At 69.7% G+C, this 18074-nt stretch carries 11 protein-coding genes, 1 tRNA gene and 2 pseudogenes; 2 read left to right on the forward strand and 12 right to left on the reverse strand.

What is annotated here, in order from left to right; all coding sequences use genetic code 11:
• Positions 1-49 precede the first annotated feature (49 nt).
• The 9 genes from ABFB10_RS10025 to leuC all read right to left on the reverse strand — a co-directional run bounded on the left by ABFB10_RS10025 (position 50) and on the right by leuC (position 7688).
• Complete coding sequence (locus tag ABFB10_RS10025; protein WP_347166417.1) at positions 50-646, reverse strand: histidine phosphatase family protein; 597 nt, start codon at positions 644-646, stop codon at positions 50-52.
• 220 nt (positions 647-866) lie between these two features.
• Positions 867-943: transfer RNA gene (locus tag ABFB10_RS10030), tRNA-Pro, on the reverse strand.
• 44 nt (positions 944-987) lie between these two features.
• Positions 988-1938: a DMT family transporter gene (locus ABFB10_RS10035; protein ID WP_347166418.1), complete on the reverse strand. Its 951-nt coding sequence runs from the start codon at positions 1936-1938 to the stop codon at positions 988-990.
• 260 nt (positions 1939-2198) lie between these two features.
• Positions 2199-3302 (reverse strand): 3-isopropylmalate dehydrogenase, encoded by a 1104-nt coding sequence (gene leuB / locus ABFB10_RS10040; RefSeq protein WP_347166419.1) that lies wholly within the window; start codon positions 3300-3302, stop codon positions 2199-2201.
• 239 nt (positions 3303-3541) lie between these two features.
• Positions 3542-4192, reverse strand: coding sequence for an endonuclease/exonuclease/phosphatase family protein (locus ABFB10_RS10045; protein WP_347166420.1), 651 nt, complete (start codon positions 4190-4192; stop codon positions 3542-3544).
• The gene (locus tag ABFB10_RS10050) at positions 4189-4473 is read right to left on the reverse strand and encodes a hypothetical protein (RefSeq protein ID WP_347166421.1); all 285 of its coding nucleotides are present in this window, start codon (positions 4471-4473) and stop codon (positions 4189-4191) included. Before ABFB10_RS10050 ends, ABFB10_RS10045 begins: the two co-directional genes overlap by 4 nt.
• A 23-nt stretch (positions 4474-4496) precedes the next feature.
• Positions 4497-5327: a hypothetical protein gene (locus ABFB10_RS10055; protein ID WP_347166422.1), complete on the reverse strand. Its 831-nt coding sequence runs from the start codon at positions 5325-5327 to the stop codon at positions 4497-4499.
• A 327-nt stretch (positions 5328-5654) separates the two neighbouring features.
• The gene (gene leuD / locus ABFB10_RS10060; protein WP_347166423.1) at positions 5655-6260 is read right to left on the reverse strand and encodes a 3-isopropylmalate dehydratase small subunit; all 606 of its coding nucleotides are present in this window, start codon (positions 6258-6260) and stop codon (positions 5655-5657) included.
• Between the two features lie 12 nt (positions 6261-6272).
• Positions 6273-7688, reverse strand: coding sequence for a 3-isopropylmalate dehydratase large subunit (leuC, locus tag ABFB10_RS10065; protein WP_347166424.1), 1416 nt, complete (start codon positions 7686-7688; stop codon positions 6273-6275).
• A gap of 99 nt (positions 7689-7787) precedes the next feature.
• On the opposite strand from leuC, the gene ABFB10_RS10070 reads away from it, so the two are divergent.
• Positions 7788-8042 carry a hypothetical protein gene (locus tag ABFB10_RS10070; protein ID WP_347166425.1) on the forward strand — a complete coding sequence of 85 codons (255 nt, stop codon included), beginning with the start codon at positions 7788-7790 and terminating at the stop codon, positions 8040-8042.
• Between the two features lie 422 nt (positions 8043-8464).
• A pseudogene (locus ABFB10_RS10075) lies at positions 8465-9644 on the forward strand (acetyl-CoA C-acyltransferase family protein).
• A 245-nt stretch (positions 9645-9889) separates the two neighbouring features.
• On the opposite strand, the pseudogene pbpC reads toward ABFB10_RS10075, so the two are convergent.
• The 3 genes and pseudogenes from pbpC to ABFB10_RS10090 all read right to left on the reverse strand — a co-directional run bounded on the left by pbpC (position 9890) and on the right by ABFB10_RS10090 (position 18012).
• Positions 9890-12123: pseudogene (gene pbpC / locus ABFB10_RS10080) on the reverse strand (penicillin-binding protein 1C).
• The gene (locus tag ABFB10_RS10085) at positions 12023-12559 is read right to left on the reverse strand and encodes a putative glycolipid-binding domain-containing protein (RefSeq protein ID WP_347166426.1); all 537 of its coding nucleotides are present in this window, start codon (positions 12557-12559) and stop codon (positions 12023-12025) included. The pseudogene pbpC and the gene ABFB10_RS10085 overlap by 101 nt, the downstream one beginning before the upstream one ends.
• Positions 12560-12579: 20 nt before the next feature.
• A complete protein-coding gene (locus tag ABFB10_RS10090; RefSeq protein ID WP_347166427.1) occupies positions 12580-18012 on the reverse strand; it encodes an alpha-2-macroglobulin family protein in 5433 nt (1810 codons plus the stop codon).
• Positions 18013-18074: the final 62 nt, after the last annotated feature.

The raw sequence follows: 18074 nt of genomic DNA on the forward strand, positions 1-18074 counted from the left end.
AGGGCGCTGCCCGGTTGATCGGGGCGGCCTGTACCATGGCTGCGCGCCCTCAGCCGCCGGCGATCAGGGCTTCCATCGGCTGCCAGCGCTGCCGCGGCTGCCTGTGCTGGATGTCGAACTGAAACCAGCATCCGCCGCCGCCGGGGCCCTGATCAAAGCGGCGGTCGATCCCGAGGCCGGACAGGGCGCAGAACAGAAGCGTCCCGACCGCGCCGTGACCGACGAAGAGAACGTCCCCCTCTTGCGGAGCCGCGAGGCAGGCGTCGACTTCCGACAGGATGCGCCGCTGCGCATCTTCCGCCGTCTCCCAGCCCCGCACGCTGCTGGCGGGTTCGGCGAAGAACCGGTCTGCCACCGCTTCGAATTCCGCCGGGGGCAGGAAGCCCGTCGCGCTGCGGTCGTTCTCATGCATGCGCGGCCGTATCTCCAGCCCGACCCCCAGCGCCTGGGCCAGCGGGGCGGCGGTCTCGACCGCCTTCGTCTCGTCGCTGCTGATCACCCTGCGCGTCTGCGAGAGGGACCCGAGGCCTGCGGCCAGCGCCGCGACCCGTTCGCGCCCGGCGGGGCTCAGCGACCAGCGCCGGACGTCCTTTCGCGGCTCGATAAGAACCTGCGGGTGAGTCAGATATCGAACGGTGACAGGCATCGGGGATCCATCGGGCGGCACGCCGGGGCTGACGGCGAGTTTCGCGTCGCAGTCTCTGGCGGTCAACACGCGGACGGACCGCATGGCGGCCAGCCATTCGGGCAGCCTTCGCCGGGCTTGCGCAAGCGGGCAGGCCGACAGGGCGTACTGTCCAGAAGGACATGCGCAAGCGTCGATATCATGTTCTGAAGGGAGCTGGCCCCGTGGGGCCTTTGCAAATTGGTCGGAGTGAGAGGATTCGAACCTCCGACCCCCTGCTCCCGAAGCAGGTGCGCTACCAGGCTGCGCTACACTCCGACCGTGGCGGGCGGCATAGCCGAGGCTGGCGCCTTTGGCAAGCCTCAGTTTCCGGCATTTGTGCGGCGCAGGAACGGAGAGATCCGAAAAGACGAGCCGTAGCCGCGTGACCGGGTGCGCAGCACCGGCGTCTGGGACGACCCGCCCCGCGCGCTTTCCCGCACCACGATGTAGACGCCCGAGGCGATGATGATGGCGGCGCCGATCACGGTGAAGCCGTCCACCGTCTCGCCGAACAGAAACCAACCGTAGGCCGTCGCCCAGATGATCTGGGAATATTGCATCGGCGCCACGATGGTGGCCTCTCCGGCCTTGTAGGCGGCGATCAGGCACAGCCCCGCGACGAAGCCCAGCAAGGAAATCAGCGCCGCGCCGCCGAGATCGGGCAGCGGCATGGGTTTGTAGACCGCGATCATCAGCCCGCCGACCACGACGAAATTCGCCGCCATCGGGTAGAGCAACAGCACGGCGGGCCGCTCGTCCTGCCCGATCTTGCGCACGATGATCGCCGAGGTCGCGCCGAAGATGGCGCAGCCCATGGCCGCGAGGTGGCCCGAGGACAGCGGGTGCGACCCGGGCCGCAACACCACCATGACCCCCGCCAGACCGACGCAGACGGCAAGGCCGCGGCGCCAGCCGACCTTCTCGCCGAGGATCGGCACCGACAGAAGGGTGATGACCAGCGGCGTGGCGAAGAGGATGGCATAGGTCTGCGCCAAGGGCAGCACGGTGAAGGCATAGAAGGCGCACATGCCGTTGATCACCGCCGCCCCGGTGCGCAGCGCCGTCCACCACGGGTGCGCCGGGATCAGCGTGCCGGGTGTGCGGTCGCGCATCAGCATGAAGGTGACAAGCGGGAAGGACAGCAGCGTCGAGAAGAAGATGATCTGGAAGGGCGAGTAGGTCGCGCCAAGGGCCTTCACCACGACGTCATGCGTTGCGAAAGTACCGAAGGAGAGCAGCGCGAAGAGCGCGCCTTTCGCATTGGAGGTCATGGGACGTCGCCTGTCTGAAGCCGGTTCCCGGAGGCTATTCACAGGCCCTTGCGGGATGCAAGTCCGCGCGCCGGGCATCGGCCAATTCCCGTATCATGTCCGAAGGATGTTGGCGAAAGGCGACTGTCCGGGCAGGGGTGCGGCGGATCGGGCAGCCCGGGGATCGCGTTCCCGGCGGGCGCGGTTCCGGCCCCGTGGCGCAACACGGGCGGGGCGTCGGATCAAAAGGCCCCCGCCGCGAGGCAGGGGCCGGAAGCGTCTTACAGCGAGGCGTCCAGCGCCGCGATGATGGCATCGCCCATCTGCGAGGTCGAAACCGGGTCCTTGCCCTCTTCGCCCAGCAGGTCGGCGGTGCGGTAGCCGTCCGCCAGCACGGTCTCGATGGCCTTTTCAAGGCGCGTCGCCTCTGCGCCCTGATCGAAGGAGTAGCGCAGCGCCATGGCGAAGGAGAGCACGCAGGCGATGGGGTTTGCCTTGCCCTGACCGGCGATGTCGGGGGCCGAGCCGTGCACCGGCTCGTACATGGCCTTGGGGCGGCCATTGGCCATCGGCGCGCCGAGGCTGGCAGAGGGCAGCATGCCCAGCGAGCCGGTCAGCATGGCGGCGGCGTCGGACAGAAGGTCGCCGAACAGGTTGTCGGTGACGATCACGTCGAACTGCTTGGGCCAGCGGCACAGCTGCATGGCGCCCGCGTCGGCGTACATGTGCGACAGCTCGACCTCGGGGTAGTCCTTGCCGACCTCGGTCACGACCTCGCGCCACAGCACGCCGGATTCCATGACGTTGGCCTTTTCCATCGAGCACAGCTTCTTGTTGCGCTTCATCGCAAGCTCGAAGGCGTTCCGTGCAACCCGGTCGATTTCGGATTCGGTGTAGCGCTGGGTGTTGATGCCGACGCGCTCATTGCCCTCTTCGATGATGCCGCGCGGCTCGCCGAAGTAGATGCCCGAGGTCAGTTCGCGCACGATCATGATGTCGAGACCGGCGACGACGTCCTTCTTCAGGCTGCTGAAGTCGGCCAGAGCGTCGAAGCACTGGGCCGGGCGCAGGTTGGCAAACAGGTCCATTTCCTTGCGCAGGCGCAGCAGGCCGCGCTCGGGCTTGACGCTGAAGTCGAGCGAGTCGTACTGCGGCCCGCCGACGGCGCCCAGAAGCACCGCGTCGACCTCTTGCGCCTTGGCCATGGTGTCGTCGTGCAGGGGCGTGCCGTGCTTGTCATAGGCGCAGCCGCCGACGAGGTCTTCGGAGACGTCGAAGGTGAGGTCGCGCTTGGCGCCGAACCAGTCGATGACCTTGCGCACCTCCGCCATGACTTCGGGGCCGATCCCGTCACCGGGCAGGATAAGAAGCGAAGGGGTGGTCATGCGGGTCATCCTCTGTTCGTGGGTCCGCAGTCGCGTAGCGCGGGCAGGACGGGGCGTCAAGAAAGCCGCGCCCTTTGGGGGCCGCCGGGGCACCGGCTTCGGCAGCCGGACGCGGGGCTGGCCAGAGCGGTTGGCGCGTCGACCCGGACCGGACGGACGGTCAGGCAGGCCCGACCGCAGGCAGGGGGCGCGTCCCCGGGGCCGGAACCGGGGCAGGGTGCGCGGCGGCCCGGGCGCGTTCAGGGGGGCGCGATGTCGATCCAGACAAGCCGATGCGGCCCCAGCGCCGGGTCCGGCGATGGCGGGGTGATCCCGGCACCGGCAAGCGGCAGCGCCTTGTCGGGCAGGACGTAGCTGACCCGCATCGGCCCGGTGCTGTCCCATGTCACGGTGTCCGTCCCGGGGTGCGGATCGCGGAGCCGGGGATGCGAAAGCACCCTGCGCGCCGCCTCATGCCGGCCATCGCCCCGCGCGGGGTCGAGGTTGAAATTCCCGAGCAGGATCACCGGCCCCTCTGGCGCGGGGCCGAGCGCGCCGTCCAGCACCCTGATCCAGAGCAGCACCTCGTCACGGTTGCGCCTGCCGTTGCGATCCTCCGGCCCGTCGAAGACCGGGGGCGTCGCGGCCAGCGTCAGCAGGGTCAGCGGCGCGCCGGGCAGTGCCACCGTCAGCCGCCAGTGCGCGGTCGAGGACAGGCGCTGCACCGCAAAGCCCGGGTCGTCGGCGGCAATCGCGCTGTCGGGGAGGTCCTTCCACAGGGTCGCGCTGCGATCGGCGGCCAGCGATACTGGCCAGCGCGCCAGAACCGCCATGCCGCCCTGCCCGGAAAACCAGCCAAAGCCCTGCGCGTCGCGCGGCCCGCCCAGCAGGCCGTCGCCATCCGAGGTCAAGCCCCGTCGCCCGCCCGGTGTTGGGCCGCGCCGCGAACCGGTGGGGCAGGTCCGAGGCCGCCGGCCTTCAACCGTCGTTGCAAGGCCCCCAGCGCCGCGGCCCCGGCGTCGTAGTCGAAATCCGTCAGCAGCAATACATCCGGTTCCGCCCCGAGGATGGTCGACAGGTCGGGGCCGCCGCTTTCCAGCTCTTTCAGCAGCAGGCCCGGGCCCTTGCGGCTGAAGTCGCCGTGCCATGTGGCAAGGCGCACCGGCTCTGCCGAGGCGGCCAGCGCAAGCACCAGAACATAGGTCAGCGCAAGGATCAGGCCGGTTGCACGTGGGCCTGCGCGTAGGCGCGGCGGCGCTTTTCCTCGATCAGCACGGCGATGCGCATCAGGGCCACGCCCCGCATGATCAGGCTTGCCGGTAGAAAGGCCCATGCCGTCATCGTCCAGATCAGGGTTTGCGGATCGACCGGCGACAGGGGCGTCACATAGGCCGAAGCAGCCTTCAGGGCCGCCGGGATCAGGAATGGCAGAAGAAACCCTAAGGCCACGTTAATATGGCTGCCCCGCTTGAGGCGCATCAGGATATCGCCGCCCGCGGTCGGGTCGTAAAGCGGCAGGTTCACCCAGAAATTGAAGGCGCCCCTGCGGATCGGCCAGTCCATCAGCCGCACCAGCGCGACGAAGGCGAGCAGAACGGTCAGGGAGGTCAGGTAGGACAGGCCCGCAAGCTCGCGGATCAGCTCGACCTGCATCTTTGACGCGTCTTCGGGCAGGACAAGCACCATCAGGCGCACCGGCGAGAAGGGAAAGTCCATCGTCGCGCCGATATCGGCGCCGATGTCGGACAGGGTCTGTGTCAGGGGGCTGGGGTAGACCTGCCCGCGGCAGATCAGCGTCAGCATCGCCACGATGGCGAAAAGGGCGAAAAAGCGGATGCGGTTGAACGGCGCGGCGTCGCGGAATTCGATCAGGGACGGGCTGTCGGAGACGTATTCCACGAAGGTCAGCATCGCCGCGGCAAGGGACAGCAGCGCGACCACCTGGGCGCTTTCGGCGCGGACCCCGGGCAGGGCCAGCGCGGGCATCGCGATCAGCAACGCCACAAGAATTGCCCGCGCGGCGGCGGTCACCATCCGTGTGATCACATTTCTGCCCTTTCGTTCCGGACAGGCGCGATGCAATGCCGCGCCCTTGTTCCATCCCGATTCCCGCACTTTACGGCGGGTTGCCTCAATCTTGCCCCAGTTTTGCCCTTTTTCCCGTGGCGCCTCAAGGCCGATTGACGGTCTCCACCGCGTTTCGCGCGGTTTCGCGGGGCCGGTGGTGCCGCGTTGCATCATTCCGCGGGGCGGGTCTTGGCAGACCTTGGGAAGGCCGCAGCATCTTGTAGAAAAAGGGAAATCGCCCACAAGAAAGGGGCGCCGCTTCTGCGACGCCCCGGTCAATAGGCTCTCAAGGATCGCGACGGCGAGTCAGACCCGGGGGCGATCCTGCGCGGCTTTCGCCTCGAATGCGTCGATGGCGGGCGCCTTCTCCATCGACAGGCCGATGTCGTCCAGACCTTCGAGCAGGCAGTGCTTCTTGAAGGGATCGACGTCGAAGGCAAAGCTTTCGCCGTCCGAGGTCGTCACGGTCTGCGCCTCGAGATCCACGATCATCCGCGCGTTCGACCCCTTTTCGGCGTCCTTCATCAGCACATCGACGGCCTCTTGCGGCAGCACGATGGGCAGGATGCCGTTCTTGAAGCAGTTGTTGTAGAAGATATCGGCGAAGCTGGTCGAGATGACCGACTTGATGCCGAAATCCTTCAGCGCCCAGGGCGCGTGCTCGCGCGACGACCCGCAGCCGAAGTTGTCGCCCGCGACGATGATCTCGGCGTCGCGGTACTGCGGCTGGTTCAGCACGAAATCGGGGATCTCGTTGCCCTGCCGGTCATAGCGCATCTCGTCGAAGAGGTTCACGCCAAGGCCCGACCGCTTGATGGTCTTCAGGAAGACCTTGGGGATGATCATGTCGGTGTCGATGTTGACCAGCGGCATGGGGGCCGCGATCCCGGTGAGTGTCTCGAACTTTTCCATTGTCGGCGGTCCTTATGCGGTCTCGGTCGTCAACGCGCGCACGTCGGTCAGGTGACCGGTCAGCGCGGCGGCGGCAGCCATGGCGGGGGACATGAGGTGCGTGCGGCTCTTGTAGCCCTGACGGCCCTCGAAGTTGCGGTTCGAGGTCGAGGCGCAGCGCTCACCCTCGGACAGCTGGTCGGGGTTCATCGCAAGGCACATGGAACAGCCCGCAAGGCGCCATTCGAAACCGGCCTCGCGGAAGATATCGGCCAGGCCCTCTTCCTCGGCCTGCGCCCGGACAAGGCCCGAGCCGGGCACGATCATGGCGCGTGTCACCTTGATCTTCTTGCCCTTCACCACCTCGGCGGCGGCGCGCAGATCCTCGATCCGGCCATTGGTGCAGGAGCCGATGAAGACCGTGTCGATGGCCACGTCGGTCAGCTTCTGGCCCGGCGTCAGGCCCATGTAGGCCAGCGCGCGCTTCACCGCCTCGACCTTGCCGCCCTTGAAGTCCTCGGGCGAGGGCACGACGGCGGAAATCGGCAGCACGTCCTCGGGCGAGGTGCCCCAGGTCACGACCGGCTCGATCTCTTCGCCCTTGATGGTCACGACCTTGTCCCAATGGGCGTCATCGTCCGAATAAAGCGTCTTCCACCAGTTCAGCGCCGCCTCGAACTGGGCGCCCTTGGGCGCATGCGCCCGGCCCTTGACGTAGTCGTAGGTCTTTTCGTCGGGCGCGATCAGGCCGGCGCGGGCGCCACCCTCGATGGCCATGTTGCAGACCGTCATGCGGCCTTCCATGGACAACTCGCGGATCGCCTCGCCGCAATATTCGATCACGTAGCCGGTGCCGCCGCCGGTGCCGGTGTGGCCGATCACCGAAAGCGTGATGTCCTTGGCGGTCACACCGGGTCGCAGCTTGCCGGTGATCTCGACCTTCATGTTCTTGGACTTCTTCTGGATCAGCGTCTGGGTGGCCAGCACGTGCTCGACCTCCGAGGTGCCGATGCCATGCGCCAGCGCGCCGAAGGCGCCGTGGGTCGCGGTATGGCTGTCGCCGCAGACCACGGTCATGCCGGGCAGGGTCCAGCCGTTTTCCGGGCCGACGATGTGCACGATGCCCTGACGGATGTCATCCACCGGGTAGTAGTGCACGCCGAAGTCGCGGGCGTTCTTGTCCAGCGCGGCCACCTGGATGCGGCTGTCCTCGGTCATCGTTTCGGGGTTCTCGCGCCCCTCGGTGGTGGGCACGTTGTGGTCCGGCACGGCGATGGTCTTTTCCGGCGCGCGCACCTTGCGGCCCGCCATGCGCAGCCCTTCGAAGGCCTGCGGGCTGGTGACCTCGTGGACGAGGTGGCGGTCGATGTACAGAAGGCAGGTGCCGTCGGTATCTTCGTGGACGACGTGGGCATCCCAGATCTTGTCGTAGAGCGTCTTGGGGGACATGGTCCTCTCCCGTGGTTTGGCTATTGGGTAATGGCTTTGGGCTGGGCGCCGGGGGGCGGCCCGAAAGGCATGTCAGCCGTCTAGGCGCGCCAGCACAGAGTGCTCGGCGCCGAAAAAACGTTCGCGCAGACGGGCGCGATCCCCGAGGTCGAAGACTTGGGTCATGAAGCCGCAAATACAGGCTTTGCCCGAGTCTCGCAAGCGCCACTGGCGGTGAACCTTTCCGGTCGAGGGGCGTTGGTCGACACGATCCGGGGGGCGATCATGCCGACAGCGATGAACATTGTGAGCCTTGCGATGATCCTCGCGATCGCCGGTCTGACCCTGATGGTCGTGACCGGCGTCCTGACCTGACCGCGTCGGGGCAAAGGACCCCCGGCGCCGGGTCCGGCGATGAACCGGCGGTTGGGGTATGCCGGTGCGGACGGGGCCATGGCCGGGGCCGATCATCCGCGCATGCGCCCCTGCGACCACAGGGATGCCCGCAGGCGCCGCCGCGCGGTCGGGCCCGCACTTTTGTGCCCGGACCCGAGCACCCTGCCCCGGGACAGGCTTTCACCAGGGCGGCGGACCGGCTTCCCTATGTCGGCGCAGACCCTGATGCAGGCCACTCGCCTCCGAGCGCGGCGGAGAGTTCCGCCAGCCCTCTGTCGCAGATGACGATGGCCGGGTGTCGCCCTGCTCCGCGCCGCCCGCCCATCCATGCCGCAGCGTTTGCGGTTTTCATCCCCGCCGCGCGGCGTCATCCTGTCCGCAACCCGGATCTGGAGGACACCATGAGCGACGATATCGTGATTCTCGGCGGCGCACGCACCGCCATCGGCACTTTCGGAGGCAGCCTTGCAGGCACGCCCCCCATCGACCTGGCCACCGTGGCGGCAAAGGCCGCGATGGAGCGCGCGGGCGTCGACCCCGCGCAGGTCGGTTCGGTGACCTTCGGCCATGTGATCAACACCGAACCGCGCGACATGTACCTCAGCCGCGTTGCCGCGATGCAGGCGGGCATCCCGCAGGACACGCCCGCGATGAACGTCAATCGCCTCTGCGGGTCGGGCGCGCAGGCCATCGTTTCGGCGGTGCAGGGGCTGATGCTGGGCGACGCGGACTTCGCGCTCGCCGGGGGCGCCGAAAGCATGTCGCGCAGCCCCTTCATCCTGCCCGACGCCCGCTGGGGCGCCAAGATGGGCGACGTGCGGTCGCTGGACATGATGCTGGGCGCGCTGAACTGCCCCTTCGGCACCGGCCACATGGGTGTGACGGCGGAAAACGTCGCCGCCGAACATGACGTCACGCGCGAGCAGCAGGACGCTTTCGCGCTGGAAAGCCAGACCCGCGCGGCCAAGGCCATCGCCGAGGGCCGCTTCAAGGAGCAGATCGTCCCGGTCGAGGTCAAGGTGAAGCGCGACACGGTCGCCTTCGACACCGACGAACACCCCAAGGCGACCACCGCAGAGGCGCTGGGCGGCCTGCGCACGGTCTTCAGAAAGGACGGCACGGTGACGGCGGGCAATGCCTCGGGCATCAACGACGGCGCGGCGGCCATCGTGCTCGCCCGGGCCGCGGCCGCCGAAAGGGCGGGGCTGACACCGCGCTTCCGGGTGCTCGGCTATGCCCATGCGGGCGTCCGCCCCGAGGTCATGGGCATCGGCCCGATCCCGGCGGTGGAAAAGCTGCTCGCCCGCACCGGCCTCTCGATCTCCGACTTCGACGTAATCGAATCGAACGAGGCCTTCGCCGCGCAGGCCCTCGCCGTGAACAAGGGCCTTTGCCTCGATCCGGCCAAGGTGAACCCCAACGGCGGCGCCATCGCCACTGGGCCACCCGGTCGGCGCCACCGGCGCGATCGTCACGGTCAAGGCGATGTACGAACTCGACCGCACCGGCGGCGCGCGGGCGCTGATAACCATGTGCATCGGCGGCGGGCAAGGCATCGCGCTGGCCATAGAGCGCCTCTGAACCACTCCTTTCGGGGGCCAGTCAAACCGCCGGCCCCCGTTTCTTCTGTCCGCAACTATCCCGGGGGTGAGGCCCGCATGGGCCGAGGGGGCAGCGCCCCCCACACCGTCGCAAGCTGCGGCGGCGCATCTCGGCCCCGGGCAGCCTGCCCCCGGCGCGCCAGGGCATGGGAACCGCCCCTTCTTTGGTCCGCCAAATACCTCGGGGGGCGCCGCAGGCGCGGGGGCAGAGCCCCCTCCCAGCCCTCAGCGCAGCTCCACCGAAACCCGGCCAGAGCGCCCCTCGGCGTCGATCACCGACAGCGTGGTGAACCCGATGCCCGCAAGCGGCGCGGTGAATTCGGGCCGCCGCAGCCCCGTCGCCACCACCGCCCCGTCCTTCAGCAGCGTGTAGGGGGCCGCCCGCCGCGCAGCTTCACCGGGATACCGGCGCCACCCGCGGTTTCCAGCCGCGCGCCCTCGGGCGGGAAGGTCACCTGCAAGGCGGGCACCGCCTCGCGCGGGCCGAAGCGTTGCAGGGCCTCGGGCAGGCGGGCGCGGCTGGTGATCAACGTCTCGGGCGGCGGCGGGGGCAGGGGCGTCAGGCGCGGCGCGGCGCGGCCAAGCGCCTCGAATAGCAGCGGCGCGGCAAGCTCGCCGCCAAAGGCGCCGGGCACCGGTGTGCCGTCGGGCCGCCCGATCCAGACGCCCGCCACGTGCCGCCCGTCCCAGCCAAGCGCCCATGCGTCGCGGTGCCCGTAAGAGGTGCCGGTCTTGTAGGCCACGCGCCCCGGCGGCCCTGCAGAGGGCGGCGGCACCAGCCCGGCGAGGATATTGCCGACCTGCCAGGCCGAGGCCGGGCTGAGGATCCGCCGGGTCCCGCGCCCGGCCTCATGCCCGCCCCCGTGCCAGCGCAGCGCCACCGGATCGCCGCCGCGCGCCAGCGCCGCATAAAGCTGCACCATCTGCTCCAGCGAGACGCCGACGCCCCCCAGCGCCAGCGCCAGCCCCGGCGCGCCGCCCTGCACCACCGCCTCGACCCCGGCGCCGTCCAGCGCCGCCATCAGATGTGCCGGACCCAGCGCCTCGGTCAGCCGCACCACCGGGATGTTCAGCGACAGTTGCAGCGCCTGCCGCACCGGCAGCTCTCCGCGATAAAGCCCGTCGAAGTTCTGCGGCGCGTAACGCCCGTATTGCACCGGCGTGTCGAGGATCAGCGTCTCGGGGTGCGCCAGCCCGCGGTCGAAGGCCAGCCCGTAGACCAGCGGCTTCAGGGTCGAGCCCGGCGAGCGCAGCGCCTGCGTCATGTCGACGAAACCCTGCCCGCGCGTGTCGGTATAATCGGGCGAGCCGATGGCGGCGAGGATCTCGCCGCTCTGGTGATCCGCCACCACGATGGCCAGCGACAGGCGCGGGTCCAGCCCCCGCCGGTGGCGGCGCAGGAGGTCTTCGAGGCTGCCTTGCAGGCGCGCGTCGAGCGTCAGGTCGTGCCGCCCCGGCCCCAGCGCCAGCGCCCGGTCGGCCATGTGCGGCGCCAGTTGCGGCATCGGCTTGCGCCCCGGCGGCGCGGGGTCGAGGGCATCCGAGCGCGCGGCGCTCATCGGGATCACGCCCGCCTCGGCCATGCGGACCAGCACCCGGTTGCGGGCAAGGCGCGCGGCCTCTGGGTGGCGATCCGGGCGGCGGCTTTCGGGGGCCTGCGGCAGGGCGACCAGCAGCGCGGCCTCTGCCGGGGTCAGCCGCGCGGGTTCCTTCCCCAGCCAGATCAGCGCGGCGGCGCGCAGCCCTTCGACATTGCCGCCATAGGGCGCAAGGCCCAGATAAAGCGAAAGGATTTCCTCCTTGGACAACCGCCGTTCCAGCGCCAGCGCCAGCCGCATCTGCCGCAGCTTGCCCTGCCACTGGCCGGTGGTGCCGTCCTCCAGAAGGCGCGCGACCTGCATGGTCAGCGTGGACGAGCCGGAAACGATGCGCCCGTGCCGCACCGCCTGCGCCAGCGCGCGCAGGGTGGCCAGCGGGTCGATCCCGGCGTGGTCGTAAAAGCGGTGGTCCTCGTAGGCCACCAGCATCCGGTAGAACAGCGGATCGACCTGATCCGGCGACAGTGCCATGCGCCAGCGCCCGTCGTCGATGGTATAGGCGCGCAGCAGCGTGCCATTGCGGTCGCGCACCTCGGGAGAGGTGGCATGGATCAGCGAGGGGATCCGGGTCGCCTCGATGAAGCGGTCGAACCCGTCCCGCGCCGCGCCGACCGACCAGAGCGCCAGCGCCAGCAGCGCGAGGCGGCGGGCGGGCGCCGTTTTCCGACGCGGAAAACGGCCCGGAAATTTTGGAAATTTCCGCCCCCGCCCCGGGGCGACCCGGCCGGACAGGGCGTCCGACCCGGCTGGGTCGCCCCTCTCAGCCATGATCCGCCCGTTCCCAGAGACCCGGGTAGAGCGTGACGAAGCCATTTGCATCGACCGCCAGATGGGTCTCGTACTCGGTTTCCCGGGCGGCATAGCGCACCAGCCCGCCACGCTCGCGCGTGTAGCCCTGCGTCAGGGCCGAGACCTTCGGCCCCGGTAGCCGCAGCCATGCGGCGGTGCAGTCCAGCCGCCCGACCTCGGGCAGGCGCCGCAGCGGCATGGTGTTCGTCGCCGGGGTAAAGCTGAGGTCGATGTCGGTCACACCCTCCAGCCCCGGCAGGGCCTCGTCGTTCAGCGCCCAGCCCTGTCCGGCCCGGGCAAGCCGCCAGGCGATGGTTTCGCCGCCGTAGTCGCCGCTCACATCGGCCCCCAGCGCGTGCCAGTCCCCGCCCAGACGCACGACGTAATCGAGCGCCGCCCAGCCCAGCCCGTCGCGGAAACGGGCGTGGCCCACCAGCATGAAGCCGCCGCTTGTCCGGGCGAGGCGGCACTTGTCCTCGCCGTCCCGATCAAGCGCGCGCCAATGCATGGTTGCAATGGTTTCTCCTGTCATTCCGCGATGATAACCGATCCAGAGGCCGTCGTCGCGCGGTATTCCGGGCGGTACATGTCCTCGACCAGCGCCGCCGGGTGGTGGAAGGTGCCCGGGGACACCGCGCGCAGGACATAGGCCAGACGCAGCGGTTCCGCGTCCCGCTGGTCCAGCGCGGCGACGAAGCGGTCGGTGCGGAACTCGGAATGCTCGGTCTCGGAGGTCTCCAGCCAGTCCAGCGCGCCGATGTCGCCCGCCCGCAGAAGCGAGGGGTTGTCGATCTCGAACCCGGCGGGCAGGGCGTCGTCCACGATCAGCCGCGCCTGGACATCCTCGGCGGGCTTCACCGTCAGCACCGCGACCAGCCGGTCGCCGGCCTTCAGCGAGGCCAGATCCGCAGGCTGCCCGTCGAGCCGGTAGTAATCCCGCGTGATGCCGTAGCCGTAGCCTGCCGCCTCTGTCGCGCCCTCGGGCACGCCAAGCGCGGTGACGGTGACGAAGGTCGGCGTCTGCGCCGTGTTGGTCAGGCGCTGCGGCTCCAGCGTGGCGCCGTCCAGGCGCCGCACGAAGGGACCCGAGAGCGGCTGGTCGTTCAGCGCAAGGCCCGAGACGGTCGGATCCTGCACCATGGCATGCGCCGCCAGCAGCGACCAGGCCTGTTCCTGCGTGGACAGCGGCCCGTCGGCGGCGGCGATCCGCGCGGTCAGCGCCTCGCGGTCCACCGCCTCCGAACGCGCCTCGACCGCCAGCGACAGCACGCCCGCCGCGTCGCGCAGCACGCTGCCGTAGTCGGCGCGCCACGCCTGCGCGGTCGCCTCCTGGCGGTTTGCGATGCGCGCGGCGGCCTTGGCAAAGAGCCGGTCGGCGCGCGGCTGGTCGCCGTAGCTGGCCAGCGCCGCGCCAAGCTGCGCCTGTGCCAAGGGCGTGGACAGCGCATCGGCCTTTTCGTCGGCGTAGTAGCGCAGGTCGCCCATGGCGGCACGGCCTTCGCGGGCCAGAACCATCAGCGCATAGGCGATGTCCTCGCCGCCCTCGTCGAAGTCGGGCGCATAGGCGATGCGGTTCTTCAGGTTGTCGAGCGCGTTCTGCCAGGCGACCTTGGGCACCTCGTGGCCCGCCGCCCGGGCGCGTGACAGGAAGTCGGTCACATAGGCGTCCAGCCAGAAATCGCCCGAGTAGGCGCCCCAGAGGCCGAAGGCCCCGTTCGACGCCTGCCGGGTCAGGATCTGCGTCATGGCTTGTTCGATCCGCAGCGCGATGCGGTCGCGATTGCCGAAGCCAAGCGGCTCGGCGACCGAGGACAGGTACAGCAGCGGCAGCGCCTTCGACGTCACCTGTTCGGTGCAGCCATAGGGGTAGCGGTCCAGCGAGGCCAGCAGCCCCGGCGCGTCGAAGCGCGCCAGCGCCCCGGCGGATACCAGCACCTCGGCGCTTTCGGGGCGCAGCCCGGCGAGGATGGAGTCGTCCAGCGTGAAGGTCTGCCCGGAGGCAAGGCTGAGGCGCAGGGTGCTGCCGGTGGCGGGGTCATTCGCCCGCACCCCCAGCGTCAGGTCCTTGGTCAGCCGCTTGCCGTCCGGCGTGGTCAGCGCCAGCGTGATGCCGTGGTCGCCGATCTCTCCGCCGGTCAGCGGCACGCTCAGCGACAGCTTGCCGCCGCCTTCCAGCGTCACCGAGCCGGGGATCGCCGTGGCCTCCAGCGCCACGCCGTCCGAGGTCAGCGCGAAGGGCATCTCCCCTGCCGGGCCGCTGGTGTGGGTCAGTTCCACCAGCAGGCGGCTTTCGTCGCCCGGCGCAAGGAAGCGCGGCATCGAGGCGGAGATCACCACCGGGTCGCGCACGATCACATCCGCCTCGGCAGCGCCCACGCCCTCGGGCGACCAGGCCACGGCCATCAGCCGCACGGTGCCGTTGAAGTCGGGCAGGTCGAAGGAAACCTCGGCCCGGCCATCGGCGCCCACCGTGACGGGGCCCGAGAAGAAGGCCACCAGCGCCTCTGTCGGGGGCGGGCTTTGCAGCGACATCGACGCGCCGCCGTCGCCGCCCGAGCGGATCGTGCCCATGGCGCCGTTGCTGCCGTCGATCAACCGGCCGTAGATGTCGCGGATCTCGACGCCCAGACGGCGCTGGCCGAAGTAGTAGCCCGCCGGGTCCGGTGTCTCGAAGCCGGTCAGGTTGAGGATGCCAAGATCGACGGCGGCCACCGTGGCGTGGGCCGTCGCGCCCTCGGCCAGCCCGTCGATCATCACGGCGGCGCTGAGGGTCTCGCGCGGGGCGGTCTCGGTGGGGGCATCCAGCGACACCGCCAATGCGCGCGGGCCGGGATCGACGGCGGCATGGGTCAGGCCCAGGGCGCGCGCCGGGTTCTGGCCCGCGCTGACATCCATGGGCCGGATCACCTGCGCGGTGACATAGACGCCCGCGCCCCAATCCGCCGTCACCGGCAGTTGCAGGGTGTTCTCGCCCTCCGACACTTCGATGGCCTGCATGGAAACCACGCGGTCCGCCAGCACCGTCACCAGCGCCTTGCCGGCGTAGCGCGGCACCATGCGCAGGGTTGCGGTCTCTCCGGGGGCGTAGGCCTCGGCATCCAGCGACATTTCCAGCATGTCGGGCGTGTCGCGTTCAGAGGCGGCGGCGTACCAGCCCGACGAGAAGCTTGTGGAGGCGGCAAGATAGGCGCCATCCGCGCGCTCGACCACGACCTCGTAGGCGCCCCAGTCGGTCGCGGCCTCGATCCGCAGGGGATCGGCGCCCAATGTGCCTTCGCCCCGGGCGACGGCCTCGCGGGTCGTCACCGGCTCCCAGTTCCACGAGCCGTATTGCTGGTACCACTGGTAACGCGTGTTCACGCGGTTGACCGTCCAGGTCACCGGCATCTCGACCGGGGAGAGGTCCGGCCCAAGCGCGATCACGTCGAAGCGCGCGGTCGCGCCCTCGGAGAGCGTGCCGTCGAAGGCGGGCCTGATGCCGATCATCGCGGTCTCCGGCGCGACGGCGCGGGTCACGCTGCGTTCCACCGGGCGGCCCGAGGCCTCGGACAGCCGCAGGGTCACGCGCGCCGACAGCGGGCGGCCAAGGGCGTCGATCTCTTGCAGGGGCAGGCGCAGCTGGGCCTTGCCCGCCTCGTCCGTGACAAGGTCGGCGGGGAAGGTGCCGCTGCGCACGGCGCGGTCCTCGTCATGGCGTCCGAAGTGGTAGCCCGGGAAGGCGTCGAGCGTGTTGGAGGTGGAGAGGCGCAGCTCTCCCTCGATGGCCAGATCTGCGCCGGGAGCGCCAAAGAGATAGCGCGCCTCGACCCCCAGCGGCGGCGGGGCCAGCGGGTTGATCGGCGTCTCGGGCAGCAGCAGCTCGAAGTCGATACGCTCGGGCACGAAGTCCTCGACCAGCAGGGTGTCAGAGGCCAGCGCGGCGGCGTCGACATCGGCGAAGAGGTCCAGCCGCCACGTCCCGCGCGGCACGTCGCCGCCCAGCGGCAGGGTGAAGACATGGCCCCCCGCCCCGGCGCCATTGGACAGGTGGCGCGCATATTCGACGCCATCGGGGCGCATCAGGATCGCGGTCAGGGGCACATCGGCCACGGCCTCTGCCTGCGCGTCGCGCAACAGGGCGGTGACGTGGATCTGCTCTCCGGCGCGATAGGCGCCCCGGTCGGTGGCAAGGAAGGCGTCCAGCGGCCCGGCAGGCGCGCGGCCCGCGACGCCCCGGTCCGAGAGGTCGAAGGCCGGATCGGTCAGCGAGAGGAAGGCAAGGTCGGCCTCGCCGTCCTGCGCCATGACCAGCGCCGGGGCGGCGCCTGCGGTGCCGCGCAAGAGCCCCGCGTCGAAGCGCGCGATGCCTTCGGCGTCGGTTTGCACCGTGTCGAGCACCCGGTTGGCCTGCGCCAGAAGCGAGACCTCCAGCCCCGCCAGCGGTTCGGCACTGCCCAGATGGCGGGCAAAGACGGTCAACCCGTCGCTGCCCTGCATGGTCGTCAGGCCGATGTCCGACAGGATGAACCACTGCGTTGCGCGGGCATTGTTGTCGTCCCCCGCGTCCGCGACAGAGGCGGTCAGCGCGTAGATCCCGGCGGGCCGCCCCTTCAGCGCCTCGCCCATCGGCAGGCGCGTCAGCATGTCGGTGTTCAGCGTGTTCTGCACCGCGCCGGTGCCGGTCCAGACCTCCTCGGCGATGTCCGAGGCGAAATACTGCTCTTCGTATTCGTTCAGCGGCTGGCCGAAGTAGTTGTCCTGCAAGGCCCGGATCAGGTTGCGGTCAGAGACCCGGCGCAGCACCAGATCCACTGCGTCCAGGTTCACCGTTTCCAGCGGCAGGCCCGCGTCCTCGGTGCGGGGCAGGACGTAGGCGCGGCCCGGGAAGACGACAGAGGGCGAACGGTCGCGCACATAGGCGGTGATCTCGACGTCGCGGGCCAGCTCCTCGCCGCTTTCCGACGGCAGGCCAGAGCGGAAGGTGATCGTGTAGCGCTGGCCGTGCTCGACGCCCGTCACGCAGATGCGCTGGTCGTCGTGGGTGACGGCCATGCGCGGATCCGGCAGGCGCACGTAGGGCGCGTAATCCTGCCCGGCGCGGCTGAGGGTCTCGTTGAACTCGGCGCAGATGCGCGGATCGGCGCTGTCCGCCTCGACCGTATGTTCGGCGATGCGGAAGCCGTATTTCTGGATCGCCTCGTCCAGCAGCGCGCTGGTGTCGGCGCGCGAGGCGATGCTTTCGGCCAGCCGCAGGGCCGGGATCATCTGGCGGCCCCGGCGGTCGGCTTCCAGCGCCAGCGCCATCTGGTAGAGCGCGGTGGACCGCTGGGCGTCGCTGTCGGCGCGCAGGTAGGCGTTGATCGTGGCAGTCAGCGCCCGCCCGCGATAGCGCCGCTGGTCGGCGCCGCTGAGGGTGTCGGCGTAGTCCACCGACCACTCCGCGTATTGCAGCCACAGCGCGGGGCTGTCGGATTGCGCCAGCGCCGCGCCGGTCCAGTGGATCGCGTCGCGCAGGTTGCCCGCCTCGCGCGCCTGCGTGGCGGCATCGGTCAGCGCGGTTTCGGAATACTGGCCCCCGGCATGGCGCTCTGCCATGGCCTCGGCCTCTTTCCGGGCGTTCTCCAGATCCGAGCCGCGCAGGAAGTCCAGATCCCCGGCGCGCGTCTCGCCCTGCGCGATCAGCGCCGCATCGACATCGACGACCCGGGCGGAAATCGCGCCCTGATAGGTCTCGCGGTCGGTGACCGTGGATTTTGGGAAACAGCTGTTCGACCGGCTGTTGAAGGTGAAGGCCATACAGGCCGGATCGTTCAGGCAAAGCCTCTGGCAACTGTCGAGCGTGGTGTCGAAAAGCGCGCTCAGGTCGTTGCCGCGATAGTCGATGTCCCGGGTGACCACGAGCCGTCTGTCGGGGATGAGGTCCTGGGCGTGGGCGGACAGTCCGGCAAGCCCGAGGGCAAGGGCCAAGGCAACAGGGCGCATGAAAAGCTCCTTCGCGATCAATGCCCCGATGGTGCCATGGCGCCCCCCGAGCGGCAACGATT

The organism is Ponticoccus litoralis, assembly GCF_039769985.1.
GTDB lineage: Bacteria > Pseudomonadota > Alphaproteobacteria > Rhodobacterales > Rhodobacteraceae > Ponticoccus > Ponticoccus litoralis.